The organism is Streptomyces sp. NPDC093094, from assembly GCF_044754345.1.
In the GTDB taxonomy this organism is placed as follows: Bacteria; Actinomycetota; Actinomycetes; order Streptomycetales; family Streptomycetaceae; genus Streptomyces.
In genome coordinates, this window is sequence record NZ_JBIVOX010000003.1 from 200,293 (window position 1) to 225,796 (window position 25,504).

At 73.9% G+C, this 25,504-nt stretch carries 25 protein-coding genes; 10 read left to right on the forward strand and 15 right to left on the reverse strand.

Going from position 1 to position 25,504, the window contains the following annotated elements:
* Positions 1-205: 205 nt before the first annotated feature.
* Positions 206-598, reverse strand: a complete 393-nt coding sequence (locus ACIQGV_RS06960; protein ID WP_402491582.1) for a DUF5997 family protein — start codon at positions 596-598, stop codon at positions 206-208.
* Positions 599-656: 58 nt separating this feature from the next.
* Between ACIQGV_RS06960 and ACIQGV_RS06965 the strand changes: the two genes are divergently transcribed.
* Positions 657-1,442 carry a LysR substrate-binding domain-containing protein gene (locus tag ACIQGV_RS06965; RefSeq protein ID WP_402491585.1) on the forward strand — a complete coding sequence of 262 codons (786 nt, stop codon included), beginning with the start codon at positions 657-659 and terminating at the stop codon, positions 1,440-1,442.
* Between the two features lie 212 nt (positions 1,443-1,654).
* Here the strand turns inward: ACIQGV_RS06965 and ACIQGV_RS06970 are convergent, their stop codons facing one another.
* Positions 1,655-2,131 (reverse strand): Lrp/AsnC family transcriptional regulator, encoded by a 477-nt coding sequence (locus ACIQGV_RS06970; protein ID WP_402491588.1) that lies wholly within the window; start codon positions 2,129-2,131, stop codon positions 1,655-1,657.
* A gap of 259 nt (positions 2,132-2,390) precedes the next feature.
* On the opposite strand from ACIQGV_RS06970, the gene ACIQGV_RS06975 reads away from it, so the two are divergent.
* Both ACIQGV_RS06975 and ACIQGV_RS06980 read left to right on the forward strand, forming a co-directional pair.
* On the forward strand, positions 2,391-3,905 hold the full coding sequence (locus ACIQGV_RS06975) for an FUSC family protein (RefSeq protein ID WP_402491591.1): 1,515 nt from the start codon (positions 2,391-2,393) through the stop codon (positions 3,903-3,905).
* Between the two features lie 122 nt (positions 3,906-4,027).
* Complete coding sequence (locus ACIQGV_RS06980; RefSeq protein ID WP_402491593.1) at positions 4,028-5,050, forward strand: lactonase family protein; 1,023 nt, start codon at positions 4,028-4,030, stop codon at positions 5,048-5,050.
* A 168-nt stretch (positions 5,051-5,218) separates the two neighbouring features.
* On the opposite strand, the gene ACIQGV_RS06985 is transcribed toward ACIQGV_RS06980, so the two are convergent.
* The 4 genes from ACIQGV_RS06985 to ACIQGV_RS07000 all read right to left on the reverse strand — a co-directional run bounded on the left by ACIQGV_RS06985 (position 5,219) and on the right by ACIQGV_RS07000 (position 9,105).
* Positions 5,219-6,142, reverse strand: coding sequence for a sirohydrochlorin chelatase (locus ACIQGV_RS06985; RefSeq protein WP_402491596.1), 924 nt, complete (start codon positions 6,140-6,142; stop codon positions 5,219-5,221).
* Between the two features lie 138 nt (positions 6,143-6,280).
* Positions 6,281-7,279, reverse strand: a complete 999-nt coding sequence (locus tag ACIQGV_RS06990; RefSeq protein ID WP_402491599.1) for an N-acetylglucosamine kinase — start codon at positions 7,277-7,279, stop codon at positions 6,281-6,283.
* A complete protein-coding gene (locus ACIQGV_RS06995; RefSeq protein ID WP_402491601.1) occupies positions 7,276-7,953 on the reverse strand; it encodes a uracil-DNA glycosylase in 678 nt (225 codons plus the stop codon). Before ACIQGV_RS06995 ends, ACIQGV_RS06990 begins: the two co-directional genes overlap by 4 nt.
* Positions 7,954-8,019: 66 nt before the next feature.
* Complete coding sequence (locus ACIQGV_RS07000; protein ID WP_402491604.1) at positions 8,020-9,105, reverse strand: WD40/YVTN/BNR-like repeat-containing protein; 1,086 nt, start codon at positions 9,103-9,105, stop codon at positions 8,020-8,022.
* Positions 9,106-9,420: 315 nt separating this feature from the next.
* Between ACIQGV_RS07000 and ACIQGV_RS07005 the strand changes: the two genes are divergently transcribed.
* On the forward strand, positions 9,421-10,020 hold the full coding sequence (locus ACIQGV_RS07005; RefSeq protein WP_402491607.1) for a hypothetical protein: 600 nt from the start codon (positions 9,421-9,423) through the stop codon (positions 10,018-10,020).
* A gap of 459 nt (positions 10,021-10,479) precedes the next feature.
* Here the strand turns inward: ACIQGV_RS07005 and ACIQGV_RS07010 are convergent, their stop codons facing one another.
* On the reverse strand, positions 10,480-12,159 hold the full coding sequence (locus tag ACIQGV_RS07010) for a DNA alkylation response protein (RefSeq protein WP_402491610.1): 1,680 nt from the start codon (positions 12,157-12,159) through the stop codon (positions 10,480-10,482).
* A 104-nt stretch (positions 12,160-12,263) separates the two neighbouring features.
* On the opposite strand from ACIQGV_RS07010, the gene ACIQGV_RS07015 reads away from it, so the two are divergent.
* Positions 12,264-13,019: a PaaX family transcriptional regulator C-terminal domain-containing protein gene (locus ACIQGV_RS07015; RefSeq protein WP_402491612.1), complete on the forward strand. Its 756-nt coding sequence runs from the start codon at positions 12,264-12,266 to the stop codon at positions 13,017-13,019.
* Between the two features lie 105 nt (positions 13,020-13,124).
* Here ACIQGV_RS07015 and ACIQGV_RS07020 read toward each other — a convergent pair whose 3' ends face one another.
* Both ACIQGV_RS07020 and ACIQGV_RS07025 read right to left on the reverse strand, forming a co-directional pair.
* On the reverse strand, positions 13,125-13,916 hold the full coding sequence (locus ACIQGV_RS07020; RefSeq protein WP_402491615.1) for a pectate lyase: 792 nt from the start codon (positions 13,914-13,916) through the stop codon (positions 13,125-13,127).
* A 518-nt stretch (positions 13,917-14,434) separates the two neighbouring features.
* Positions 14,435-15,043 (reverse strand): TetR/AcrR family transcriptional regulator, encoded by a 609-nt coding sequence (locus ACIQGV_RS07025; RefSeq protein ID WP_402491618.1) that lies wholly within the window; start codon positions 15,041-15,043, stop codon positions 14,435-14,437.
* Positions 15,044-15,187: 144 nt separating this feature from the next.
* Here ACIQGV_RS07025 and ACIQGV_RS07030 point away from each other — a divergent pair, with 144 nt between their 5' ends.
* Positions 15,188-15,994, forward strand: coding sequence for an alpha/beta fold hydrolase (locus ACIQGV_RS07030; RefSeq protein WP_402491621.1), 807 nt, complete (start codon positions 15,188-15,190; stop codon positions 15,992-15,994).
* On the forward strand, positions 15,991-16,203 hold the full coding sequence (locus ACIQGV_RS07035; RefSeq protein ID WP_402491624.1) for a DUF4287 domain-containing protein: 213 nt from the start codon (positions 15,991-15,993) through the stop codon (positions 16,201-16,203). Before ACIQGV_RS07030 ends, ACIQGV_RS07035 begins: the two co-directional genes overlap by 4 nt.
* 150 nt (positions 16,204-16,353) lie before the next feature.
* Here the strand turns inward: ACIQGV_RS07035 and ACIQGV_RS07040 are convergent, their stop codons facing one another.
* Positions 16,354-17,433: an NADH:flavin oxidoreductase/NADH oxidase gene (locus ACIQGV_RS07040; protein WP_402491626.1), complete on the reverse strand. Its 1,080-nt coding sequence runs from the start codon at positions 17,431-17,433 to the stop codon at positions 16,354-16,356.
* Positions 17,434-17,531: 98 nt separating this feature from the next.
* On the opposite strand from ACIQGV_RS07040, the gene ACIQGV_RS07045 reads away from it, so the two are divergent.
* On the forward strand, positions 17,532-17,891 hold the full coding sequence (locus ACIQGV_RS07045) for an ArsR/SmtB family transcription factor (protein ID WP_402491628.1): 360 nt from the start codon (positions 17,532-17,534) through the stop codon (positions 17,889-17,891).
* Here the strand turns inward: ACIQGV_RS07045 and ACIQGV_RS07050 are convergent, their stop codons facing one another.
* Positions 17,892-19,217, reverse strand: a complete 1,326-nt coding sequence (locus ACIQGV_RS07050) for an FAD-dependent oxidoreductase (RefSeq protein WP_402491631.1) — start codon at positions 19,215-19,217, stop codon at positions 17,892-17,894. It lies immediately after the preceding gene.
* Positions 19,218-19,433: 216 nt separating this feature from the next.
* Here ACIQGV_RS07050 and ACIQGV_RS07055 point away from each other — a divergent pair, with 216 nt between their 5' ends.
* Positions 19,434-20,180: a DUF6214 family protein gene (locus ACIQGV_RS07055; RefSeq protein ID WP_402492402.1), complete on the forward strand. Its 747-nt coding sequence runs from the start codon at positions 19,434-19,436 to the stop codon at positions 20,178-20,180.
* An 18-nt stretch (positions 20,181-20,198) separates the two neighbouring features.
* Here ACIQGV_RS07055 and ACIQGV_RS07060 read toward each other — a convergent pair whose 3' ends face one another.
* Positions 20,199-20,858, reverse strand: a complete 660-nt coding sequence (locus ACIQGV_RS07060) for a DUF305 domain-containing protein (RefSeq protein WP_402491633.1) — start codon at positions 20,856-20,858, stop codon at positions 20,199-20,201.
* 213 nt (positions 20,859-21,071) lie between these two features.
* On the opposite strand from ACIQGV_RS07060, the gene ACIQGV_RS07065 reads away from it, so the two are divergent.
* Positions 21,072-22,574: an LVIVD repeat-containing protein gene (locus ACIQGV_RS07065; protein ID WP_402491635.1), complete on the forward strand. Its 1,503-nt coding sequence runs from the start codon at positions 21,072-21,074 to the stop codon at positions 22,572-22,574.
* A gap of 13 nt (positions 22,575-22,587) precedes the next feature.
* Here ACIQGV_RS07065 and ACIQGV_RS07070 read toward each other — a convergent pair whose 3' ends face one another.
* From ACIQGV_RS07070 to ACIQGV_RS07080, 3 genes are all read right to left on the reverse strand, one after another.
* The gene (locus tag ACIQGV_RS07070) at positions 22,588-23,262 is read right to left on the reverse strand and encodes a TetR/AcrR family transcriptional regulator (RefSeq protein WP_402491638.1); all 675 of its coding nucleotides are present in this window, start codon (positions 23,260-23,262) and stop codon (positions 22,588-22,590) included.
* 178 nt (positions 23,263-23,440) lie between these two features.
* A complete protein-coding gene (locus ACIQGV_RS07075) occupies positions 23,441-24,130 on the reverse strand; it encodes an HAD family hydrolase (RefSeq protein WP_402491640.1) in 690 nt (229 codons plus the stop codon).
* Between the two features lie 196 nt (positions 24,131-24,326).
* Complete coding sequence (locus ACIQGV_RS07080; protein WP_402491643.1) at positions 24,327-25,031, reverse strand: phosphatase PAP2 family protein; 705 nt, start codon at positions 25,029-25,031, stop codon at positions 24,327-24,329.
* Positions 25,032-25,504 lie beyond the last annotated feature (473 nt).

Genomic DNA, 25,504 nt, shown 5'->3' on the forward strand with positions numbered 1-25,504 from the left:
GGCCAGGGCTCGGACCCGCCCTCGTGCCGGGCGGGCGGCTCGACCGTCTCAGCGCGCCGCGGCCCTCGCGCTCGTACGCCGAGACCGGCTCACGCACCCCTGCCGGTGGATCTCCTTCCCCGGCGATCCGGGGGCGAAGCGGCCCGGCCGGACGCCGGCACCGGATGCCGGGGCGGCGGCTCGGCCGCTCCGGCACCTCGGTCGTTCAGGAGCCCTGCTGCGCGCGTTCCGCGTCGCGCTGCTTCAGGCGGGCCGCCTCCTTGCGGACCTCCGCCTGCGTGGCGCGTTCCTTCTGCAGCCACTCGGGCATCTCGGTCCTGATCGCCTCGATCTGCTCGGTGGTGAGCGCCTCGGTGACGCCGCTGCGGGCGAGGCCCGCGATCGACACGCCCAGCTTCGACGCGACCACGGGGCGCGGATGCGGGCCGTTCTGTCGCAGCTCGCGCAGCCACGCGGGCGGGTTCGCCTGCAGCTCGTTCAGCTCGGCGCGCGAGACGACGCCCTCCTGGAACTCGGCGGGCGTGGCGGGGAGGTACACACCCAGCTTCTTCGCCGCGGTCGCGGGCTTCATCGTCTGGGCGGTCTGGTGCGACTTCATGCGGACCAGCCTATCCGCCGGGTGCGGGACCGCCGACCACAGCCGGTAACCTGGCGGGGTGACAGGCTCGGAAGCACCCCTCTCGTTCCGGCTCGCGTTCGTCCCCGGGGCGACACCCGGCAAGTGGGTCCGGACCTGGGAGGAACGTCTGCCCGACGTCCCGCTCGCCCTCGTACCCGTGACCGCCGAGGAGGCGCCCGGTGCGCTGCGCGCGGGCGAGGCCGACGCCGGGATCGTCCGGCTGCCCGTGGACCGTACGGTCTTCAGCGCGATCCCGCTCTACACCGAGGCGACCGTCGTCGTCGTGCCGAAGGACCATCTGCTGACCGCCGCCGACGAGGTGAGCGTCGACGACCTCGCCGACGACGTCGTCTTCCACCCCCTGGACGACGTCCTCGGCTGGGAGCGGCTGCCGGGCCGGCCCGCCGTCGAGCGGCCCGCGACCACCGCGGACGCGGTCGAGCTGGTCGCGGCGGGGGTCGGCGTGCTGGTGGTCCCGCAGTCCCTGGCCCGGCTGCACCACCGCAAGGACCTCACCTACCGCACCGTGACGGACGCGCCCCGGTCGAGCGTGGCCCTGTCGTGGCCGGAGGACGCCCACACCGACCTCGTCGAGGACTTCATCGGCATCGTCCGCGGCCGCACGGTCAACAGCACGCGCGGACGGCAGCGCCCCGAGGAGGGCGGGCAGCAGAAGCAGGGCACGCAGACCCCGGCCCGCCGCAAGCCGGCCCCCGCGAAGAACCCCCGTGCCCGCACGGGCGGCCAGAACGCCGGGGGCAAGGGCGGCGCGAAGGCATCGGGCCGGAGCGGCGCCCGCGGCAAGCCGCGCCGCCGCTCCTGAGTCCGCGCCCGTCCCCCGAGGGCCCGCACCCGCACCCGCATCCGTGCGTGAGGCCCGGCCTCACTGCTCACCGCCGGTACGCGCCCCGCTCACCCCTGAGCTCACCGCCGGTACGACGTCCGCTGCGCCGTCCCCGTACGGCCGTGTCCGCGTCGGCCCGTCCCGGCGATGACACCGTGACCCGGGCATCGGCCGTGACCGGCCCGGCGGCTCTACTTCGCCGCGGCCCTGCCGACCGACTCCACGAGGGGCAGCAGCCGGTGCGGGACACGCTCGCGCAGGGCGACCTCGCTGCGGGTGCGCACCACGCCGGGCAGGCTGATCAGCTTCTGGATGACGTCCTCCAGATGCTCGTTGTCGCGGGCCACCACCCGGGTGAGGAGGTCGCCGCCGCCGGTGATGGAGAACGCCTCGACGATCTCCGGCACGGACGCCAGGGCGTCACCGACGTCGTCGAGATGGCCCTGGGTGACCTCGATGTGCACGAACGCCAGCACGGGATGCCCGAGCGCGGCGGGGGAGAGCGCCGGGCCGGTGCCGGTGATCACACCGTCCCGCTCCAGCCGGTCCAGGCGTGCCTGGAGCGTCCCGCGGGCCACGCCGAGGATGCGGGCGTACTCGCGGACGCTCGTGCGGGGCTGCTCCAGCAGCAGCCGCAGGATGCGGGTGTCGAGTTCGTCCACGGCCATGACGCACGGTCTCCTCGTCGCGTGTTGATCTTCACCGACTGTATCAACGGCCCTGCGCCGTGCGACCGGGCCGGGCCGTGACCCGTGGTCCGTTGGCCCGGCCGCGGCCGGATCCGAGGACGCTCGACTGTGCCATTGGACCATTGATCCAGAGGCGACTTGAGCCAGTGGCGGGCGTGATGCTGTCATGGTGACGTCGATGGCGCTGCGGATCCCGCGGCGCCTTTTTCATGCCGGTCGTTCGAGGGAGCGTCAAGCAGTGCTGAAGAGGGTGTTCGTGGCTCCGGACCCGGGGCGGACACGGCTGCGCTTCGCCACCAGGGCCGTCCTGGGCGTCGGGCTGGCCGTCCTCGTCTGCGGACTGGCGGGGCACTCCCTCGTCGGCGCGGTGACCGGCGGTCTCGCCGCGCTCCTCGCCCTGTTCACCGTCACGGACGCCGGCATCCGCGCACAGGCCGTGACCACCGCCCTGCTGCCGGCCGTCGGACTGCCGGTGCTCGCGCTCGCGGCCGAGCTCCACGACCGTCCCGTCGCCCGCGACCTCACCTTCCTCGCCGTGGTCGGCGCGGGAGTGTACGCCCGCCGCTGGGGTCCGCGCGGCCACAGCCTCGGCGTGTTCGCGTTCATGACGTACTTCATCGCCCAGTTCCTGCGCGCAGTCCCCGGCCAGCTGCCCGAGCTGTACGCCGCGGTCCTGCTGTCCGTGCTCTGCGCGGCGGCCGTGCGCTTCGGCCTGTGGTGTTACGAGCGCCGGCTGCCCCCGCCGCCCGCCGTCGCCCCGCCCGGCGGCACCGGACTGGCCCGCATCACCACACGGCAGGCCGTCCAGGCCACCGCCGGCGCGGGCTTCGCCCTCGTCGTCGGCCAGCTGGTGTCCGGACAGCGCTGGTACTGGGCCGTCGGCGCCACCTGGTGGATCTTCGTCAACACCACCTCGCGCGGCGAGACCCTGGTCCGCGGCTTCCGCCGCGTCCTCGGCACCGTGATCGGCATCGGACTCGGCCTGCTCGTCGCCGTGCCCGTCGACGGCGACCCCGTGGCCAGCTCCGCGCTCCTCGCCGTCTGCGTCTTCGGCATCTTCTACACGGCCGCCGTGTCGTACACCTGGATGATGCTGTGCGTCACGGTGCTGGCCTCCCTGCTGTACGGCCTGCTCGACGTGCTCGACCCCGCCCTGCTCGCCCTGCGGCTGGCCGAGACCGGTGTCGGAGCCCTCGGCGCGGTCCTCGCCGTGCTGTTCGTCCTGCCCGTCACCACGCACGCCGTCACCGGCGCCTGGATCCAGCGCGCCCTCGCCTGTGTCCACGCCGCCACCGCCGAGGCCGTCGCGCGGCTGGCCGGGGTGCCCGACGCCGACCCCTCGCCGCGCGTGGCCGAGCTGGAGCAGCTGCTCGGACGGGTACGGCTCGCCGTCGCGCCCCTCGTGCACCCGCTGAACCCGATGTTCGTCCGCAAGCGGCGTGCCCGCCGGGTGCTGGCCCTGCTCGACGACTGCGCCCGCGAGATCCGCGGCCTGGCCGTCGTCGCCGCCGACCCCGAGGCATCGCACGACGCCCGCCTCGCCACCGCCTGCCTGCGGGTCCAGTCGTCCGTGGAGGCGCTGACCGACAGCCCGGCCGGCCGGGGCCGCGCGACGAAGGCCGTCGTCCTGCCTGCCCCGCGCCCGGCGGTCACCGAGCCCGCGCTCGCCCACCTGCACGGCCTCGAACTCGCCCTCGCCGAACTCGCGGCGCCGCTGCGGGCGCCGTCGGGCTCGCCGCTGGTCGGAGCGTGACGCGCCGCGAGCCGCCTCCGCCGGAACCCTTGGTCTAGACCGCAACTGCTACCGTCGCCCTCGACGGACAGCGGCGAGCAGTGACGACCAGCGACGGGCAGTCGACCGAAAAGGGGACAGCGGTGGCAGACGGCGGCATGCGGCGGGCGTTCATCGGATCGTTCACGGCGGCGGGCGGCCCGGGGGTGCTCATGGCCGCGGTGGACGCCCACGACGGCTCCCTGGCGGTCCTCGGTGGCGTCAACGGCGTCCCCGACCCCTCCTACCTCGCCCTCGCCCCCGACGGCGGCACGCTCTACGCCGTCAGCGAGACGGCCGACGGCACGGTGGCCGCCTACCGTGTGACCGGCGGTGCACCCGAACCCGTCGGCAAGCCCGTGCCGGTCGGCTCCGGCCCCACACACCTCAGCGTCTTCGACGGACACGTCCTGACCGCCGACTACGGCTCCGGCAGCGTCTCCGTCGTCCCGCTGCGCCCCGACGGCACCCTGGCCCCCGCCTCCGGCGTGCTCCGGCACACCGGCTCCGGTCCCCACACGCCCCGCCAGCAGGGCCCGCACGCCCATCATGTGCAGCCCGACCCGAGCGGCCGCTGGGCCGTCAGCGTCGACCTCGGCACGGACTCGGTCCGCGTGTGCACCCTGACCGGCGGCCGGCTGGACCTGCACCGCGAGGTCGCCCTGCGCCCCGGCTCCGGCCCCCGTCACCTGGCCTTCCACCCCGGCGGCGACCGCGCCTACGTCGTCAACGAGCTGTCCCCCACCATCACCGTCTGCCGCTGGGACGCCGCCGACGGCACCCTCAGACCGCTCACCGAGACACCGGTGCTGCCCGGCGCGCCCGACGGCGACGCCTACCCCTCCGGGATCGTGGTCTCGCCCGACGGCCGGTTCGTGTGGACCGCGGTCCGCGGCGAGGACGTGCTCTGCGTGCTCGCCGTCGAGGGAGAGGGACTCCGCCTCGTGGCCACCGTCCCCTGCGGCGGCCACTGGCCCCGCGCCCTCGCCGAGGCCGGCGGCTTCCTCTACGTCGCCAACGAGCGCTCCGGTGACGTCACCTGGTTCCGCCTCGACCCGGACACCGGCCTGCCCCGCCGCGCGGGCTCGGTACGGGTACCGGCCGCGTCCTGCGTGGTCGTGGCCTGACGGACCCGGCCGACGGCCCCGCCTGCGGATCCGCCCCGCCGGGAGCGCCCCCGCGCCTCTTGCGGGTGCCCGGAGCATGCGCGAAGGGCCCGCTCCCCGGCGGGGGAGCGGGCCCTTCGGCCGTACGGTGTGCCGCCGGATCCGCGGCGCGGTGCGCGGCCGGACCCGTCAGAGGACGGGCGCGCCCTGCGACGCCTGCGGGGCGATGCCCAGCGCGGAGGTGTACTTCGCCAGCGCCAGCTTGCCGATCGCCGGGTACGGGCCGAGCGCCTCGGCGGCGGCGCAGCCCGCCTCCTCGGCGGCCGCGGCGACCAGCGAGGCGTCGATCTCCGGGCCGATCAGGTAGGGCGCCAGCGCCAGCTGCTGCGAGCCGGAGGAGCGCAGCTGCTCGGCGACGGACGCGATCGAGCCCTCCTGGTCCAGCGCGGCCGCCATGACGGGCACGGCCAGTCGCGCGGCGAGCAGCATGCCGGTGATCCCGGCCGCCTGCACGGCCTCGTCACCGCCCACGGACGCCAGGACGATGCCGTCCGCGGCCGTGGCCACGGTGAACAGCCGGGCGCGGTCGGCGCGGGCCAGACCGGCCTCGGACAGCCGCACGTGCAGCGCCTCGGCGAGCAGCGGGTGCGGACCGAGGACGTCCGTCAGCTCGGCGGCGATCCGGCTGTCCATGACGGCCTGGCGGACCTGGCGCAGCAGGGCGCTGTCCGGACCGGCCAGCAGCGGCACGACGACCGCGACAGGACCCTCGGGCTCCTTCGTCTCCACACCCGCGGCGAGCGCCTGCTCGTAGCGGGCGGTGCGCTCGTCGGCCGCGTGCGCGAGCACGGCCTGCAGTGACGCGTACTCCGCGTCGTCCCCGTCGAGGTAACCGATACGGGCGTCGAGGCCGGGAAGCTCGGAGCGGGCGATGCTCACGACCTCCTCGGCGAGGCCGCGGGTGGCGGCGCTGGGCGTGCCCGGAACCGCGAGGACGAGCGCGGGCGCGCCCTCGGGAGCCGCCAGGGGCTCGGGTCGGCGGTGGCGCCCGGGCTGACGGGGGCGCGGCATTCGTACTGGCAGGCCGGACGCGGGCCCAGTGGGGGAGCTCATGGCGCCGCATGTTACTGGTTTCCCCGGTTCCCCTGTTCGGGGAGGGGGCAGGTGAGCGGTATCCGTCCGGTTTTGTCTGATGACTTCTGATGACTTACGCACGGATCGGTCACGCTCCGTACCCGAACGGGCCGTCCCTCAGTCCTGGTTCACCGCCACGACCTGCAGCATTCGCTCGTCGCCCGGCAGGGCGAGCCGCCCCTCGGCGAGCGCCGTCGCGATGCGTACCGCGCCGAGCAGGGGGTCGCCCTCGGCCGGCACCCGGCGCACCTGCGGAAGCCGTTCGGCCAGTTCCTTCGCCAGCGGTTCGAGCAGCGGCGCGCCCATCCGGAACAGGCCGCCGGTGAGGGCGATGACGGCGTCCTCGCCGTCCGGGCAGACGGCCGCCGCGGACTCGGCGATGTGCCCCGCCGCGGCCCGCAGGATCCGCGCGGCGACCGGGTCGTCGTCCGCGCACGCGGACACCTGAGGCGCGAACGAGGCGAGTACGGCGGTCCGGTCGCCGCGCGGATACAGCTTGCCGGGCAGCCCCGGCATCGGCCCGAACACCTCCTCGGCGCGGGACAGCAGCAGAGCGGATCCGCCGTCCCGGCCGTCGTGCGCGCGCAGCGCCGCCTCCAGCCCGGCCCGCCCGATCCACGCGCCGCTGCCGCAGTCGCCGAGCAGGTGGCCCCAGCCGTCCGCCCGGTGCCACCGCGTCAGATCCGTACCGATCGCGATCATGCCCGTGCCGGCGGCGACCACCGCACCGGGACGCGGTCCGAGCGCACCCACGTACGCGGTGACGGCGTCGGCGGCGAGGACGGCCTTCCGGGCGCCGAACTCCCGGCGCAGCGCGCCCGGCAGTTCGGCGCGCAGCGCGTCGCCCAGGGTGCTCAGCCCCGCCGCGCCGACCACGGCGGTGCGCAGCTCGCCCACCCCGGTCTCCACCGTCAGCGAGCGCACCAGCGGAAGCAGTTGTCCCATCAGGTGCTCCGCGTCGATGCCCCGCGGGCCGGTCCGCACGGGGACCGCCGACTCCCGCCGCGCGGACACCGCCCCGTCCGGTGTCCCGACGACGACCCGGAGGCCGGAACCCCCGGAGTCCACGGCCAGAAAGCCCGCGGGACCCCCCGCCGCGCCCCCCGGCCATGTCACGGCAGGCGCCAGTCCACGGGCTGCCCGCCCTGCCGGATCAGCAGGTCGTTGGCCCGGCTGAACGGGCGTGAGCCGAAGAAGCCGCGGTCGGCGGACATCGGGGAGGGATGCGCGGACTCCACCGAGGGCAGGCTGCCGAGGAGCGGCCGCAGATTGCGGGCGTCACGGCCCCACAGGATCGACACCAGGGGCTTGCCGCGTGCGGCGAGCGCGCGTATCGCCTGCTCGGTGACCTCCTCCCAGCCCTTGCCGCGGTGCGCGGCCGGGCTGCGCGGAGCCGTGGTGAGCGCCCTGTTGAGCAGCAGCACCCCCTGCCGGGTCCACGGCGTGAGGTCGCCGTTCGACGGCTGGGGGAGCCCCAGGTCGGTGTTCAGCTCGCGGTAGATGTTGATCAGGCTGCCGGGCAGCGGCCGTACCTCCGGCGCCACCGAGAACGACAGCCCGACCGCGTGCCCCGGAGTCGGGTAGGGGTCCTGTCCCACGATGAGGATCCGGACCTCGTCGAAGGGCTGCTGGAAGGCCCGCAGGACGTTCTGGCCTGCGGGGAGGTAGGTGCGTCCCGCGGCTATCTCCCCGCGGAGGAAGTCGCCCATCTCGGCGATCTTCCCGGCCACGGGTTCCAGGGCCTTGGCCCAGCCCGGTTCGACGATCTCATGCAACGGTCGTGGTGCCACGGCGTCACCCTACTGCCGCGCACGGCACGGCGATCAACCGGTGGCCGAAGGTGTATCGCTGCGGGGTCATCCGACGACCGCGGCCCGCACGCACAGCACATCGGGAAGATGCGAGGCCAGCTGCCGCCAGCTGTCGCCGTCGTCGGCCGAGGCGAACACCTCGCCGTTGCGGTTGCCGAAGTACACGCCCGCCGGGTCGGCGTCGTCGGTGCACAGGGCGTCGCGCAGCACGGTGCCGTAGTGGTCCCCCTCCGGCAGACCCGCCGAGAGCGGCTCCCAGGTCCGGCCGGCGTCCTGCGTGCGGTAGATCCGGCAGCGGCGTCCGGCCGGGACCCGGTCGGAGTCGGCGTTGATCGGGAACACATAGGCGGTGCCGGCGCGGTGCGGGTGGGCGGCCATTGCGAAACCGAACGTCGAGGGCAGGCCCGCGCCGATGTCGGTCCAGTGGGCGCCCGCGTCGTCGCTGCGGTAGACGCCCCAGTGGTTCTGCAGATACAGGCGGTCCGGATCCGCGGCGTCCCGCGCGACCTTGTGCACGCACTGCCCGAACTCGGGGTCGGGATCCGGCAGGAACACCGCGGACACACCGGAGTTGGAGGGGTCCCAGCTCGCGCCCCCGTCGGACGTGCGGAACACCCCGGCCGTGGAGACGGCGACGGTGACGGCCCGGGGGTCCCGCCGGTCCGTGAGGACCGTGTGCAGGCCCTCGCCGCCACCGCCCGGGACCCACTGCGAGCGGGTCGGGTGCTCCCACAGGGGGCGGACCAGCTCGAAGCTCTCGCCGCGGTCGTCCGAGCGGTACAGCGCGGCGGGCTCCGTGCCCGCGTAGATCACGTCCGGTTCGGCCGCCGCCGGGTGCAGCTGCCACACCCGCTCCAGCGAAGCCCCCGTGTCCTGGGGGAACCTGACGGCCGGCCGGGCCGGTTCGGTCCATGTCCGGCCCAGGTCGTCGGAGTGGAAGACGGACGGCCCCCAGTGGGCGCTGTCGCCGCCGGCCAGCAGGCGCGGGGTGTCGCCGCGGGTGTCGATCGCGACCGAGTAGACGGCCTGCGCGTTGAAGTACGGATCTTCGTCGAACTCCCATGCGTCACCGCTCCGTCGTCCGATGAACAGGCCCTTCCGGGTGCCCACGGCCAGCAGTACGTCGGTCATTCCGATCACCTCCGCGACGGCTTCGTCTCAGACACGGGCCAGTCTGCACCTCACCACTGACAGTCACCTCTGGAGCGGGAGTCGTCGCAGGTCAGTCCCTGTCCCAGGGCTCGGAGAGGTGGTCGGGCCGGGGGCCGGGACAGCGGCTGGGCCACGTTCGCGCCCCGGCCGAGGGGTCTTTCGGGAAGCCGGCCGTGCGGCCGCCCGGCCCGTGGCACGGTCGGGGCGTGGGAACCGCCCTGAGCATCGGCGGGCCGCCGCCCGTATGGGAGGCAGGTGGGGATGCTGGTGCGCTGGTGAGGGAGGCGGCCTTCGATGGGCCTGCGGGGTCTGAGGGTTCGACGTGTCCGACGGGTGTGGCTGTGGCGCTGGCGGCGCAATCCGCTCAGACGCCGCTCCGACGTCGTCGAGGCGTGGGTGCTGCTCGGGGCGTGGACGTTCACTGTGCTGTGCGGGGTGTCGGCCGGGGTGGTGGCGGCCGGGTCCGTCGAGCGGGGGATGGCCCGGGAGCGTGCGGAGTGGCGGCCGATGACCGCCCGGCTCACCGAGCGCGCCCCCGGCACCTCCGCCGCGCCGGGGGCGGGGAGCGGCTCCTCGGTGTGGGCGAAGGCCGGCTGGACCGCGCCGGACGGCTCCGCGCACTCCGGACAGACCCGGGTTCCGCCCGGCGCCGCCGCCGGCACCGCGGTCACCGTGTGGACGGACCGTGACGGCCGCCTCGTCGGCCGGCCCGCCACCCCCGACCAGGCCAGGATCCGCGCGGCCCTGGTCGGCGTACTCGCCGGTCTCGGCGCGGCGGCCGTCCCCTTCGCCTTCGGACGCGCCGCCCGCGGGCGCCTGGAGGACCGCCGGATGGACCAGTGGGAGGCGGACTGGTACCGCTTCGACCCTCTGTGGGGCCACCGGACGGGATGACGCCGGGGCTGTGGCGGAGGACCGCGCCGGACGGGACCGAACCGCACGCCCGGCCCCGCCTTCCCGGCCCGCCGCCCGGCCACCGAGGAGACCGGCCCGCCGCCCCGGGCGGCGAAGCGAGACCCGTTGCGCCTTCGCCGGCCGTCGAGGTGCGGAGGGGGGAACCGGCACGCCCCGGCGGCCCGGGGGAGAGCCGGTACGCCCCTCGGCCCGCCGGGCAGGGGACCGGCATGTCCCGGACGGCAGAGGCGGGTCTGCATGCCCGCGGCCCGCCGCCGGGGAGGAGCAGGTCTGCCGTCTGCCGCCCCGGTCGCCGGGGCGAGGCTCCCGCGCCCTTCCGGACCTCGGAAGAGGCCGTCACGCCCCCGCCCGCCGACGAGGGAGTCGGTGTGTCCTTCGGGCGGCCGAGGAGAACCGGTACGCCCCCGGGGCGTCGCGCGGAGGCCGAACCCTCTTTCCTCAGCCCGCGGCGGAGCCCGATCCGTACCCCAGCGCCCGCCCCAGAATCCCCTCCAGGTCCGCCGAATCGGGCAGCGTGCCGAAGGAGTGGCCCCAGTCCCCGCCGAGACGGGTGGCGCAGAAGGCGTCGGCGACGGCGGGGGGCGCGTGGCGGACGAGGAGGGATGCCTGGAGGGCGAGTGCCATGGCCTCGACCAGTCGGCGGGCGCCCGTCTCGGAGGCGGCGGCCAGCCCGTCCTTGAGCCGCACGATCGCCGCGTCCAGCCGGGCGTCCGCCCCCCGGGCGAGGGCGAGTTCGGCGAACAGCGCCTCCGCGGTGCGCCCGTCGCGCGTGAGCGCCCGCAGCACATCGAGGGCGTTGACGTTCCCGGAGCCCTCCCAGACGGACAGCAGGGGAGCCTCGCGGTAGTGCCGGGGCATCCCGGAGTCCTCGACGTAGCCGTTGCCGCCCAGGCACTCCAGGGCCTCCGCGGTGAAGGCGGGACCCCGCTTGGTGACCCAGTACTTGCCGACGGCCGTGGCGATGCGCCGGAACGCCCGCTCGCCCTCGTCCCCGCGCACGGCCCGGTCCGCCGCACCGGCCAGGCGCAGCGTGAGCGTCGTGGCGGCCTCCGACTCCAGCGCCAGGTCGGCCAGCACGTTGCGCATCAGCGGCTGGTCGGCCAGGCGTGCGCCGAACGCGCTGCGGTGGCGCGCGTGATGGCCCGCCTCCACGAGCGTCCTGCGCATCAGCGTCGCCGACGCCATCACACAGTCCAGCCGTGTGCAGTTGACCATCTCGATGATCGTCTTGACGCCCTGTCCCTCCGGCCCGACCAGCCAGGCCACGGTTCCGTCGAACTCGGGCTCGGAGGAGGCGTTGGAACGGTTGCCCAGTTTGTCCTTCAGCCGCTGGATGCGGAAGGTGTTGCGGGTGCCGTCGGGGAGCACCCGCGGCACGAGGAAGCAGGACAGGCCGTCCGGCGCCTGGGCGAGCACCAGGAAGACGTCGCACATCGGCGCCGAGGTGAACCACTTGTGGCCGCGCAGGGTGTAGACGCCCGGCTCCGCGGTCGGCGCGGCCACCGTGGTGTTCGTCCGGACGTCCGAGCCGCCCTGCTTCTCGGTCATCCCCATGCCCGCCAGCAGCCCGCGCTTCTCGGTCGGCACGCGCAGGCCGGGCTCGTACTCCCGGCTGGTCAGCAGAGGCTCGTACAGCTTGGCCAGCTCCGGTTCGCGCCGCAGCGCCGGGACGGCCGCGTACGTCATCGAGGTGGGGCAGCCGTGCCCGGCCTCGCTGTGGTTCCAGACCAGTCCGCCCGCCGTCCGCGCGACATGGGCGCCCGGCCGGGCGTCGGCCCAGGGGGACCCGGCCAGGCCCTCGGCGACGGCGACGCGCATGAGCCGGTGCCAGCTCGGGTGGAACTCCACCTCGTCGACGCGGTTGCCCCACCGGTCGTGGGTGCGCAGCTCCGGCTCGTGCCGGTTCGCCTGCTCGCCCCACTCCTGCGCCTCGGCCCCGCCGGCGAGGAGGCCGAGCCGGCGGACGTCCGCCTCCGCCCAGCCGGCGCCCTCGCGGCGCAGGCCCTCGATCAGGGCCGCGTCCTCGGAGGCGTCGTACGGGGTGAGCGGCGGGGCCTGGTTGGTGACGTCGTGCGTCGCGTACTGCGGCTGCGGTTCCAGCGGGGGTGTCGAGACCATGAAAGGAGTGTTGCACTCTCTCTGCGGTCGCAGCAATGGTGCAACATCGGGTTCCGGCCCCTACAGTACGAGGCCATGCACAGGTACGACACCGGGTCGCGGGGATGACCGCCCCGGCCCGCCCCGGCGCTCCGGAGCCGCGTCCGCTGTCCGCGCGGTCCGTCGTGCTGAGCCTGCTGCTCGGGGCGGACCCTCCCGAGATGGCGGCGAAGGACCTCGCGCGCGTGGTGGCGCCCTTCGGTGTCCAGGGGTCGACGCTGCGGGCCGCACTCAGCCGGATGGCGGCCGCGGGCGATCTGCGCCGTACCGGGACCGGCTACCGGATCGGCGAGCGTCTGCTGGAGCGCCGCCGGCGGCAGGACGACGCCGTCCGGCCGCGCACGCGCGCGTGGGACGGCGACTGGGAGATGGTGGTGGTCACCGCGTCGGGCCGCGGGCCCGCCGAGCGCGCGGAGCTGCGCACCCGGCTGACCGGCCTGCGCCTGGCCGAACTGCGCGAAGGGGTGTGGCTGCGCCCGGCCAACCTCGTGCGGGAGCTGCCCGGCGAACTGGAACGGGTGGCCGAGCGGTACGCGTCCCGGCCCGCGCGGCCGGCGGCCGAGCTGGCGGCGCACCTGTGGCCGCTGGACGCCTGGGCCGCCGAGGCGGAGGCCCTGCTGGCGCATGTCGGCCGGGCCGGCCGGCCCGCCGACCGTCTCACCGCCTACGCGGCGGTCGTCCGCCATCTGCTGGCGGACCCGGTCCTGCCGGAAGCGCTGCTGCCCGCCGGCTGGCCGGGCGCGGCCCTGCGCGCCGCCTACGCCGAGTACCGCCGGGAGCTGGAACGGCAGGTGCACACGCGCGTGGCGCGCGACACCTGAACGGGGCTCCACGCGCGCGTGCCGCACGGGAGCCCCGCTGTGGAGGGGCGGGGCCCCGCGGAGCGCCTGGGGGACGCTCCGCGGGGCCGTCTCGTCCCCGGGGCGTCACCTGTAGGTGATGTCCGAGGCGGAGTACAGGCAGTTCGTGCTGTCCGGGCCGGCTCCGACGGCCGTGTTGTTGTTGTACTTCTGGCACGGGACGACCTTGCGCGAGGAGTCGCTGCGGATCGTGATGCCGCGCAGGGTCGCCACGTCGTTGCGGTTGACGTTGATGCCGACCAGCCGGGCCGTGGAGCCGGTGCCGGTCACGTCGACGGCGCTGAGGTTGACCTTGCGGGTGTACTGCGTGGAGCAGTCGCCGCAGGAGCGGTAGAGCGTCTTGAACTCCTGCACCGCGAAGTTCGAGATGTTCACCGTGCCGCCGCCGTTGTGCTGGAACACCTTGTCGGACGCCTTCTTCGCCCCGCCGCCGACGACGTTGTACGTGGCTCCGCTGCCGCCCTTGAAGGTGGCGGCGTCCTCGCCGACGTCCTCCCACCACACGTTCTGCAGCGTGCAGCTGCCCAGGCAGTGGATGCCGTCGGCGCCGGGCGCCCCGATGATGACGTTCTTCAGCGTCACCCCGTTGGCGAGGGTGAGGATCGGCTGCTGGTCCTCCGCCTGGTCGCCGGTGCCGAGGGCGCCGCTGCCGTACAGACGCAGCATCCCGTAGTCCTTGGAGCCGGTCAGGTTGATGGTCGCGGTGACCGCCTGGCTGCCCGATGCGGACGGCCAGGTGGCGGCGCTCGCCGGAGTGAGCGCCCCGCCAGTCATGAGCATGCCAATCGAGAGTGCGGCCGCGGCCAGTGCCGGGGCCGCCGCACGCCTTCCGGCGCGTGCGTTCCGGGGAGAAGTCATGTCCCGATTCCCTCTTCCGTGGTGGGGGGTCGTCGGATGATCGTCACCTTCGAGTTCACTCGAAGCGTTCATGCTACTGAACGGACCGTAGAGGGTAAGCGCTTTCTGGTCAATGGGTGGCGCGAGAGTCCGCCGCGCCGGCCCCGGGGAAGGTGAATTCGCCGCCACAGGCAGTGGGAGCGCTTCCATGGACCGCCTTGCCCATGTCATCATTCCGGGCGGACGCCCTCCCCTGAAAGGAGGAGAGTCGACAAGAGATCCGCATATGTGAACAACGGTCATCCCGCTGATCCTCCCGGACCTCCCCTTCCCGCCCCGCGGGAGCCGCGACGGGAAGGACGAGGACGTGTCCCGCCAGGCCCGCCGCGCGCTTCCCGCCGCACCGGTGTCACTGGTGCCCGCCCTGCTCGCGGCGCCCCGGCCTCGCGGCCTTCACGCGCGACGGGGCCGTCTGTGCCATCAGCCGGGACGGGGGTGCGCGGCCCCGGACGCCGCCCCGGGGCCGCGCAGGGGCCGGGTCAGCCGTAGGCGGCGAGGAAGGCGCGGACGCCGGCTTCGGCGCAGCGGTCGAGCTCGGCCTCGCTGTGCCGGGCGCCGCCGTGGAACATGGCCTGGTTCACCGGGATCCACAGCAGCAGTCCGGCGAAGTGGTGGGCGGCCAGCATCGGGTCGCCGGTCCTGAGCAGGCCCTGGTCGGTGAGGCGCCGGAAGGTGGCCGCCAGGTTCGTCAGGACCCGTTCGAAGCCCTGCTCGTACCAGGCCGCGCCCAGACCGGGGAAGGCGTCGGCGTTGGCGATGACGAGGCGGCGCAGCTGGATCACCTCGGGCTGGGTGAGGGCTGCCAGGAGCCGGCGGGCGAGACGGGTCAGATTGCCGTCCAGGGCGTCGGCGTCGGCGGGGACGTCGGCCACCAGGTCCACCATCGCCTCGATACGGTCGGTGGTGGCCAGCACGATCTCGGCGAACAGCTTCTCCTTGTCCGCGAAGTGCTTGTAGACGGTCTGTTTGGACACCGCGGCCAGTTTCGCGATGTCGTCCATGCTCGTGCCCGCGTAGCCCTTGTCCAGGAACACCGTGCTCGCCGCGTCCAGGATCGCCTGGTGCTTGAGCGCTGACCGGCTGTCCATCGTCAGCTCCCTCTCCCCGCTCGGCCCCCGCCTTCTCTTTCGGGAGAGAGTACTGGACCGACCAGTACTGGTGTGAGTACTGTACCGTCCAGTTCTGAAAGTGCAGGGCCCGGGCTCTGCGCCGCTCATCGATGGGGGTTTCACATGGACAAGGTGTTGTCCGCCGACGGCACGGTCATCGCTTTCGAACGGCAGGGCTCGGGCCCTGCCGTGGTGCTCGTCGGCGGGGCTTTCATGACCCGCGGCGCTTCGGCCGAACTCGCCTCTCGGCTGGCCGGGCACTTCACGGTGATCACGTACGACCGCCGGGGCCGCGGCGACAGCGGGGACGCTCCTGTGTACGAGGTGCGGCGTGAGATCGAGGACCTCGACGCGCTGATCGCGGGTCCGGGCGGCGGATCGGCCATGGTCTTCGGCATGTCCTCGGGCGCCGTCCTGGCCCTGGAGGCCACCGCCTCCGGCAGTGCCGTGTCGCGCCTCGCGCTGTACGAGCCGCCGTTCGTCACGGACGACAGCCGGCCGCCGCTGCCCGCCGACTACGTGGAGCGTCTGACGGACCTCGTGGGCCGCGAGGCGTACGGGGACGCCGTCGCCCACTTCATGACGGCGGCGGTCGGCGTGCCCGCCGAGGTCGTCGCGGGCATGCGGCAGGCCCCCTTCTGGGCGGACATGGAAGCCGTCGCCCGCACCCTTCCCTACGACGGCCGGATCATGGGCGACACCATGTCCGGCCGTCCCCTGCCGGTCGACCGGTGGGCGTCCGTGACCGTTCCCGTCCTCGTCGGCAGCGGAGACGCGGGCGCGCCGCACATGCTGACCGGTGCGCGGGAACTCGCCGCGGCGGGCGGCAACTTCACCCTGCGGATCTTCCCGGGCGAGGAGCACGCCATCGACGCGAAGGTCCTGGCCCCGGTTCTCGCCGGCTTCTTCGCCGAGGAGCGCACGGCATGAGCGCACCGGTGAAGGGTCCCGCGAGCTATTTCCCCTCGATCGAGAAGAAGTACGGCCGGCCGGTCGCGGAGTGGAAGGAGCTCATCCGCTCCTCGCACCTGACCCGGCACATGGAGCTCGTCGCCTGGCTCAAGTCCGAGCACGGTCTGGGGCACGGCCACGCCAACGCCCTCGTCGCGCACACGCTGGCCGAGGACGGCGTCCGCTGAGCCGCTGACCTGCTGTGTCGCGCGGCCTGTGCCCCCGTCCTGCTGTGTCGCGCGGCTTCGGTCCGCCTCCTGTCCCGTCGCGCGGTCTGCGCCCCGTGGCCGGCTGCCCGGTTCGGAGCCGGGCGGTGCCGTGGCCGGACCCGTCCGGCCTCACACCGACCGGAGGTACTGGTCCGGCACCCGCACCTCGCCGCCCAGTTCGCGGGCCGCGTGCCGGGCCCAGGAGGGGTTGCGCAGCAGCTCGCGGCCGAGCAGGACCGCGTCCGCCTCCCCGTTGGCGACGATCTTCTCGGCCTGCTCGGCCTCGGTGATCAGACCCACCGCGGCGACGGGCAGGCCGGTCTCGGCCTTCACCCGGGCGGCGAAGGGAACCTGGTAGCCGGGACCGGCCGGGATCCGTGCGTCGGAGACGTTGCCGCCGGTGGAGACGTCCAGCAGGTCGACGCCGTGCGCCTGGAGGTCACGGGCGAGGCGGACGGTGTCGTCCGCGGTCCAGCCGCCCTCGTCCAGCCAGTCGGTCGCCGAGACGCGGAAGAACACCGGCTTGTCCTGCGGCCACACCGCGCGCACCGCGTCGACGACCTCCAGCGCGAAACGCGTGCGGTTCTCGTGGGAGCCGCCGTAGGCGTCGGTGCGGTGGTTGGAGTGCGGGGAGAGGAACTCGTGGATCAGGTAGCCGTGGGCGCCGTGGACCTCGACGACCTCGAAGCCCGCGGCGAGGGCCCGCCGGGCGGCGTCGGCGAACTGGCCGACGATTCCCTCGATCTGCTCGACCGTCAGCTCGTCGGGGACGAAGTGCCCCTCGGCGAACGGCACCGCGCTCGGGGCGAGCGGAGTCCACCCGTGCGCGTCCGGGCCGACCGGCGTGCCGCCCTTCCAGGGCCGGTCGGTGGACGCCTTGCGCCCGGCGTGGGCGAGCTGGATCCCCGGCACCGTGCCCTGCGCGGAGAGGAAGCGGGTGATCCGGCGGAACGCCTCCACCTGCGTGTCGTTCCACAGGCCCAGGTCGTACGGCGAGATCCGGCCCTCGGGGGCGACCGCGGTCGCCTCGGTGAGGATCAGGCCCGTGCCGCCGGCCGCGCGGGCCGCGTAGTGGGAGAAGTGCCAGTCGTGCGGCGCGCCTTCCTGAGGGCCGTCCGGTGCGGCCGAGTACTGGCACATCGGGGCCATCCACACGCGGTTCGGGATGGTCAGCTCACGCAGGGTGCAGGGCTCGAAGAGCGCGCTCACGGCGCCTCCATTCGTCACGGGACCGATACCGGATTCGTACGATACTCATCGTAGTACGGTGGATGTCAAACTACGAAGCCCTTCGTACAATGGATCCCATGACCACCACCGCTCCCGCAGGCAGCCGCGACCTCCCCCATCCCGCACGCGAGGAGATCCGGCTCGAAGGGGTGCTGCACGCGCTCTCGGACCCGATGCGGCTCCAGATCGTGCGGGAGCTCGCCGCCGCGGGGGGCGAGGAGCTGACCTGCTCGCAGTTCGAGCTCCCGGTCACCAAGTCCACGACGACGCACCACTTCCGCGTGCTGCGCGAGAGCGGCGTGGTCCGCCAGATCTACCGGGGCACGGCCAAGATGAACGGCCTGCGCAAGGACGACCTCGACGCTCTCTTCCCGGGGCTGGTGGACGCCCTCCTGGCGGCCGCCGCGCGGCAGTCCAGCCGGCTCACCGAGTTCTAGTCACACCGTCCCGCCGCGGGCGGCCTCCAGCAGTGACCGCCAGTCGGGGAGTTTCACCACGGTCCTGCCCAGGGACGCGCCCAGTCGCGCCTCCGCCCGTTCGATCGCCTGCCAGCCCGGCCACTCGACCGGGTCGGCTCCGTACGCGCGCAGCGCCGGCACCGCGTCGTCCGGCACCTGCCTGCGGGCCAGCGCGGGCGCGTCCTGGAGCAGGGACGCCACCGTCTCCTTGGCGCACGGACGGTTCGTTCCGATGACTCCTGTCGGGCCCCGCTTGATCCAGCCCGCCACGTACGTGCCGGGAGCGACCCGCCCCGCGGTGTGCGGAACCGTCCCGGTCGTCCCGTCGAAGGGCAGGCCCTCCAGCGGCACCCCGCGGTAGCCGACCGAGCGCAGCACCAGCTGGGCCTCGATGTCCTCGAACGTGCCGGTTCCCGTCACCGAGCCGTGCCCGTCCGGGACGGTGCGCTCGAAGCGCACCCCGCCCACGCGGCCCCCGGCGTCGAGGAGTTCGGCGGGGCGCAGGAAGAAGCGCGCATGGATGCGCCGGGGTGCGCCGGAGGGCGGCAGAGCGGCCCAGCCGCGCAGGACCTCCACGTTGCGGCGCAGGGCGCCCGGCAGCCCCGACGGGTCCGCGTACGCCGGGTCCAGCGCCAGCTCGGCCGGATCCACCCGGACTTCGGCTCCGGGAAGGCCGCCGAGCTCACGCAGCTCCTTGGTGGTGAAGCGGGCCTGTGACGGGCCGCGCCGCCCCACCATGTGGATGTCGGTCACCTCGCTCGCCGCGAGGGCGGCCAGCGCGGCCTGCGGTATGTCGGTCGGACTCAGCTCGGCCGCGCCGCGGGCCAGGACGCGGGTGACGTCCACGGCGACGTTGCCCACGCCGATGACGACGGCCGACCGCGCGCCGCGGACGAACCCGTCGTCGACGGCGTCCGGATGGGCGCTGTACCAGGACACGAACCGTGTCGCCGACCAGCTCCCCGGCAGTTCCTCGCCGGGGATGCCGAGGCGCCGGTCGGTGGCGGCGCCGACGCAGTACACCACCGCGTGGTACAGCTCCCGCAGTCCGGCCGCGGGCACACCCCCGGCGCCCGCCTGGACGCCGCCGAGGAAGCGGATCCGCTCGTGCTCCAGCACCGTGCGCAGGGTTGTCTGGAGGGACTTGATCTTCTCGTGGTCCGGCGCCACCCCGTACCGCACCAGGCCGTAGGGGCAGGGCAACCGGTCCAGTACGTCGACCAGCACGCCGGGATCCTGCTGGACGAGGGACTGGGCGGTGTAGACCCCGCTGGGTCCGGAACCGACGACGGCGACACGCAGCACGGCGGAACTCCTTGTCCGGCGGTGGAGCAGGAGGTCGCTGACGCCCCCAGCATCGCACCGGCGGGGCCGCTCGGGGAGGGGTGCGGCTGCGCCGTCGGGGTGCCCGGTGTGCGCGCCCTTTCGTATGGAATGTGATCATGAGGTTACGTTGCGTGTGTGCTAGAAGCATCCTTTCTTAATCTTTCTGATCGCCGTTTCGAGGACGGCGTGGTGGCCGTGTGGCCCGCCTGGGAAGTGCGGGAGAGCGGCGGCGTCACCTCCTGGTACCAGGTGCGGCTGGAGTTCGCCGACGGAGCCCGGGTCGAGGCGCTGGCCGTGGCGGCCGCGGGGTGTCTCTCCGTCGAGGACGTCCGGGGCCGGCCCGCACTGTCCCTCGCCGACCTCGCCGTGCTCGCCGACTGGATCGGGGGGCCGCTGGCAGAGGCGTGCGGGATCGAGCTGGGCGCGGAGGGGGCGGGGGAGCGCGTGTACGGCGCCCACACGTACGGCAGCGGCACCCACGGCCGTGACGTGCACGCCGACGACGCGTACGGCGGTGAAGCGGACGGCGGTGGCGGCGAAGGCGACGAGGACGGCGACGAGGACGGGGACAGGGGCGGCGGCACGTGCGGCGGCACGTACGGCGAAGGCGGCACCTGCGGCGAGGCCGGCGCCCGGACGGGCCTCCTCGCCGGACCCCGGACTCCCGGGGGCGAGTTCCCCGAAGAAGGCTTCCCCGGGGGCGAGTTCCCCGAAGGCGGCTTCCCCGGGGGTCCGGTCTCGCGCCGGGCCCGGCCGGCCTGGCCCCGCGGAGCCGAGGGCCGCCGGCTGCTCGCCCAGGAGTACCGTGCCGCCCAGGAGGACGGCTTCGACCCCGTCCTCGCCGTGATGTGCGCGACGGGGCACAGCCGTCGCAGGTCCCTCAGGCTGATCGCCCAGGCCCGTGACGCAGGCTTCCTGACGCCACGTCACATCCGCCGCTGAGGCCGGACCGGACCGGCCTCAGGCCATGTCCCGCATCCGCGTGATCTCGCTCGTCTGCTGAGCCACCACGTCGTCGGCCATCTCCTCGACCTGGATGTTGTTGCCCTGCGCCTTCACTTCCGCGGCCATGGCGATCGCCCCTTCGTGATGGGCGATCATCAGCTTCACGAACAGGGTGTCGAAGGCCGTGCCGCGGGCCGCCCGCAGCTTCGCCAGCTGCGCCTCGGTCGCCATGCCGGGCATCGCGGCGTGGTCGTGCCCGGTTCCCCCGCCGGGCTCGCCGTGCGTCTTCAGCCAGCCCTTCATGGCCCCGATCTCCGGCCCCTGCGCGGCGGCGATGCGCTCGGCGAGCCGCTTCACCCGCGTGGACCCCGCCTGCTCCGGGGCGAGTCCGGTCATCACCAGAGCCTGTGCGTGATGCTCGATCATCCGGCGCACGTACGCCGCGTCCGCCGAGTTGGGGGTGTCGTCCTCGGCCTGCTGCGCCGCCGCGTCCCCGGCCGACAGCGTCCGGTTCTCCTCGCCCGGCAGACCCGGCACCAGCACCGAGGGGCCGCTCGGCGCGGGGGATCCGGCCTTCTCGCCGGAGTCCGTGTCGCAGCCGGCGAGCGTGAGCGCGGCCAGTGCGGCGAGGGACGCCGTCGCGAGGGTTGCGCGAAGCGGGCGGCGGAAGTGCACGACGGCCTCCTGTGGCTGAGGGCGGCCCTCCGGAGGGAGGGATGCGGGAGCACACCTCGTGAGTGTTGCTGACTGTACTAACACGCTTCCGAGCACGACTGATCAAAAACCTGGATTACATATACGTTTCACCCCTGTTGATCTGTGCATGATGAAGACGATACTGCGGGGGTCCGTGAACCGTTCCTCGTGAACGGAACAAGGGAGGAAGCAGTGATCCTGTCGAACGATCCCCGAACGCGGCACAGACGTCTGGGAGTTGCCACCGCAGCGGCCGGACTCCTGGCCGCTCTGCTGACGGCCCATCCGGCGATCGCCACCCCCGACCCCGGGGACGCCCCGGCCCCGAACAAGGAGTTGTCCCGCAGCGCCCGGGCGGAGGTGCGGGAGGCCATCTCCGGCGGTGAGATACCCGGCCAGGACGAGATCGTCCACTCGGCCAACATCCAGCATCTGGCGAACGTCCCCAAGGACCTCGTCAAGGGCACCAACTCGGACCTCGCCTTCCAGGGCAGATACGCCTTCGCCGGCAACTACGACGGCTTCCGCATCTTCGACATCAGCAACCCGAAGGCCCCGAGGACCGTCTCCCAGGTCCTGTGCCCGGGCTCGCAGAACGACATCTCCGTCTCCGGCGACCTGCTGTTCCTGTCGACCGACTCCTCGCGCAGCGACAGCAGCTGCAACAGCACCACGCAGCCCGCGACCGAGAAGTCCTCCTGGGAGGGCATGAAGGTCTTCGACATCAGCGACAAGACGAACCCGAAGTACGTCGCCGCCGTCGAGACCGCCTGCGGCTCGCACACCCACACGATCGTGCCCGAGCGCCGCGACGTCTACGTGTACGTCTCCTCGTACTCGCCGAACGCGGCCTACCCCGACTGCCAGCCCCCGCACGACGGCATCTCCGTCATCAAGGTGCCGCGCAAGGCCCCGCAGAAGGCCGCGGTCGTCGGCTTCCCGGTGCTCTTCCCCGGTGAGGGTCCCGACGGCGGCGGCAACCCCGGTGGTCCCGTCAACCCCGGCGTGTCCAAGACCACCGGCTGCCACGACCTCACCGTCCTGCCCTCCAAGGACCTCGCGGCGGGCGCCTGCATGGGCGACGGCATCCTGTTCTCCGTCAAGGACCCCGAGCACCCGAAGGTCATCGACCGGGTCCAGGACAACGTCAACTTCGCGTTCTGGCACTCCGCGACCTTCAACCAGAAGGCGAACAAGGTCGTCTTCACCGACGAGCTGGGCGGCGGCGTCGGCGCCACCTGCAACGAGGCCACCGGCCCCACCCGCGGTGCCGACGGCGTCTACGACATCGTCGGCCGCGGCGACCACCGCAAGCTGGTCTTCCGCAGCTACTTCAAGATCCCGCGCCATCAGGCCGACACCGAGAACTGCGTCGCCCACAACGGCTCGCTGATCCCGGTCAAGGGCAAGGACCTGATGGTCCAGGCGTGGTACCAGGGCGGTGTCTCCGTCTGGGACTTCACCGACTCCGCGAAGCCCAGGGAGATCGCCTACTTCGAGCGCGGTCCGCTGACCACCGACGCCCTCACGGTCGGCGGCTCCTGGTCGGCGTACTACTACAACGGTCACATCTACTCGAACGACATCGCCAAGGGCTTCGACGTGCTGAAGATCAGCGACCGGCTCACCGACCCGGCCCGCAAGGTCAGGCTGCGCGAACTCAACGTGCAGACCCAGCCGGACTACTTCGACTGACCGGCGCCCCGCGTCACTCCGGCTGATCCGCGGGCCGCGTGCCCGTGGCGAAGAACCGCGACAGATCCGCCTCGCACGTCCCGCCGGGCGCCCCGGTGTCCGGCGGGACACCCATCTCCCACTCCAGCCCGTAGCGCCGGAACAGCTCCGCGCGCAGCGGGCCGATCGGCATGCCCACATTGGGCAGCACCATCGCGTACACCGCTCCCATCAGCTGCGCCCGCAGCATCGGGTAGTCCGTGTCCGGGTTCCCGCAGCCGCGCCGGGCGACCGTCTCCCGCAGCAGCTCGGCGAGCCGCTGCTGCTCCGGGCACTGCACGAACCCCTCCGCCTGGAGCAGGCCGGCCATGTGCTGCCGCATGAGCACCGTCCGGTCCCGGGCGAGCCCGAGGATCGCGTCGATCCCCCGCGCCATGCGCTCACGGCCGTCGTCCGTGCGAGGCTCGCGCTCCAGCGCCTCCTCCAGCGTGCGGTGCATCAGCCGGTGCACCGCCGACTGCACCAGCTGCCGCTTGCCCGGGAAGTAGTACGACACCAGACCGCGTGCCGAGCCGGCCCGGTCGGCGATGTCGCCGAGGGTCGTCGCCTCGTACCCGCGCTCGTTCACCAGCTCGACCGCGGCCTGCAGAAGCCGCTCGCGCGAACGCCGTCGCAACTCTTCATTGACCTGGGCGCTGCGCGGGGACATCCTGGACTCCTGCGTTGACTGGCTGCCAGCCAACTATACTCAGCGCAGCGGGATCCGCCTCAGGACCGGCGTGATTCCGGCTGCCGTCCGCCCTGGGCGACACGGGGGATCGTCCAGGGTGGACGTGTTCAGCACTCATGAAGTCGCCTCGGGCGACTTCCCGGGGTGCGGGCGGTGGTCAGCCCACCAGCTCCGGCACCGGGCGCAGCCCGTCCGGCCGCAGGTCCGCCGGCAGATGATCCACGAAGTGCACCGCGCAGCCGAGCGCTGCCGCTCCGCCGTCCGCCCGCCGGTCGTCCCCCACCATCAGCACCTGCTCCGGCTCGGCGCCGAGGGCCTCGCAGGCGATCCGGAACAGCCGCGGATCGGGCTTGCGCACGCCGTGCTCGTACGACAGGACGTAGGCGTCCACGTACGCGTCGAGGCCGTGCTCACGGAACACGGGGCGCAGGTCCCAGCCGATGTTGCTGACGACCGCCACGCCGATGCCGCGCTCGCGCAGCGTGCCCAGCACCTCGGCGGCGTCGGGGTAGGCCGTCCACGCGGCCGGGGTCATATGGCGCTCGTACAGGGCGTCGTGCAGCCGTGGATCCGGCAGCGCGACCCGGCGGGAGAGGCCGGTGTAGGCGGCCCGGTGCAGTGCGGAGCTCTCGTCACGCGTCTCCCACAGCGCGGCGAGGTCCCGCGGCACCCGCTGCGGCGGCGCCCCGCCCGGCAGCGCCCCGGCCGCCTCCAGGGCGCGAGCCGTCTCGGACAGTTCCCGCCCGGGCAGCGTGATCCCGGCGTCGGTGAGCACGGTGGCGAGCCAGGACTCGGCGGACTCGATACGGAAGAGCGTTCCGGAGAAGTCGAACATCACAGCCGTCATGGGCGGATCCTACGAGCGGCCCCCGACGCGCCACGGGGGCGCGGCCGGGGGCCGGGGACCCGGGGGCGGAAGGGACGGGCGGACAGGGGGGAACGGCGGGCGGAGAGAACAGCAGGGGGAAGGAACGGCGGACGGAGGGAACGGCGGGGGCGGCCGGGTGCGGCAGCGGGCTTCGTCGCGGCCCGTGCCGGGCGGTCTACCGCGTCGCGTCGGGCTTTCGGCGCGGCGGGTCGGGGAGCCAGCGCCGGTGGGCCGCCACCGCCAGGGCCACGACCAGAGCGCCGAGGAGCCAGCCGCCGAGGACGTCCGTGCCCCAGTGGACGCCCAGCCAGACGCGGGTCAGGCCGACGCCGACGACGGAGACCGCGGCGACGGCCGCGAGGGCCCGGAAGAGGGTCCGGGCCGCACCCCAGCGGTACAGCAGCCACAGCAGCAGACCGCACACCACGGTCGCCGTCATGGCGTGCCCGGACGGATAGGCCGCGTAGTGGGCGGAGTCGACGGGGTCGGGCCAGTGCGGGCGCCTGCGGCCGACCGCCGCCTTGACGCCCTGCTGCACGGCCGTGGTGAGGGCGACCGTCGCCACGAGCCACACGGCCGTCCACAGTGCGGCTCTCCGCAGCACCAGCCACGCCACCACCACGGCGCACAGCAGACGCATGGTCTGCGGGTCCCACACCCAGTCCGAGAGGATCCTGAAGGTGCGCGTGAGCGCCGGCTCGTCCACGGCCCAGCGGTGCGTGGTCCGGGCGACCGAGCCGTCGACGGACATCAGCGGGTGCCATGCGGTGGCGACCGTCACCAGCAGCAGGGCGGAGCACACGGCCAGGGCGCCCGCCAGACGCAGCGGCCCGTGACTCCGGCGGGTCTCGGGCGAGGACGCGGTGTGCGGGGGGTGCATGCTGTCGATCCTCGCCGAACGGCCCCCTCCGAGGCCACCCGCCACCACCGGCCTCCCGGCGCCTCTGTGCCACCACCAGTCTCCTGGCGCCTCTGTGCCACCACCAGTCTCCTGGTGCCCCCACGCCGCCACCGGTCTCACCGGTGTCCTGACGTCCCCACGCCGCCACCGGTCTCATCGGTGTCCTGGTGCCCCCACGCCGCCACCGGTCTCCACGCCGCCACCGGTCTCCACGCCGCCACCGGTCTCCACGCCGCCACCGGTCTCCACGCCGCCACCGGTCTCCACGCCGTCACCGGTCTCACCGGTTTCCCGGTCCCTCCCCGTAGCCGTGCGGGCCCGTTCCGGCCGGGGGACGCGCGGTCCGTCGGGGCCGGACCGCGCCTCTGCCGGGCCGCCGCCGTCGGACATGTGCCGTGCGGTCCGCGGCGGGGCCGCCGCCGCGAGGGCCGGGCCGGTCCGGGAGCCGTGCG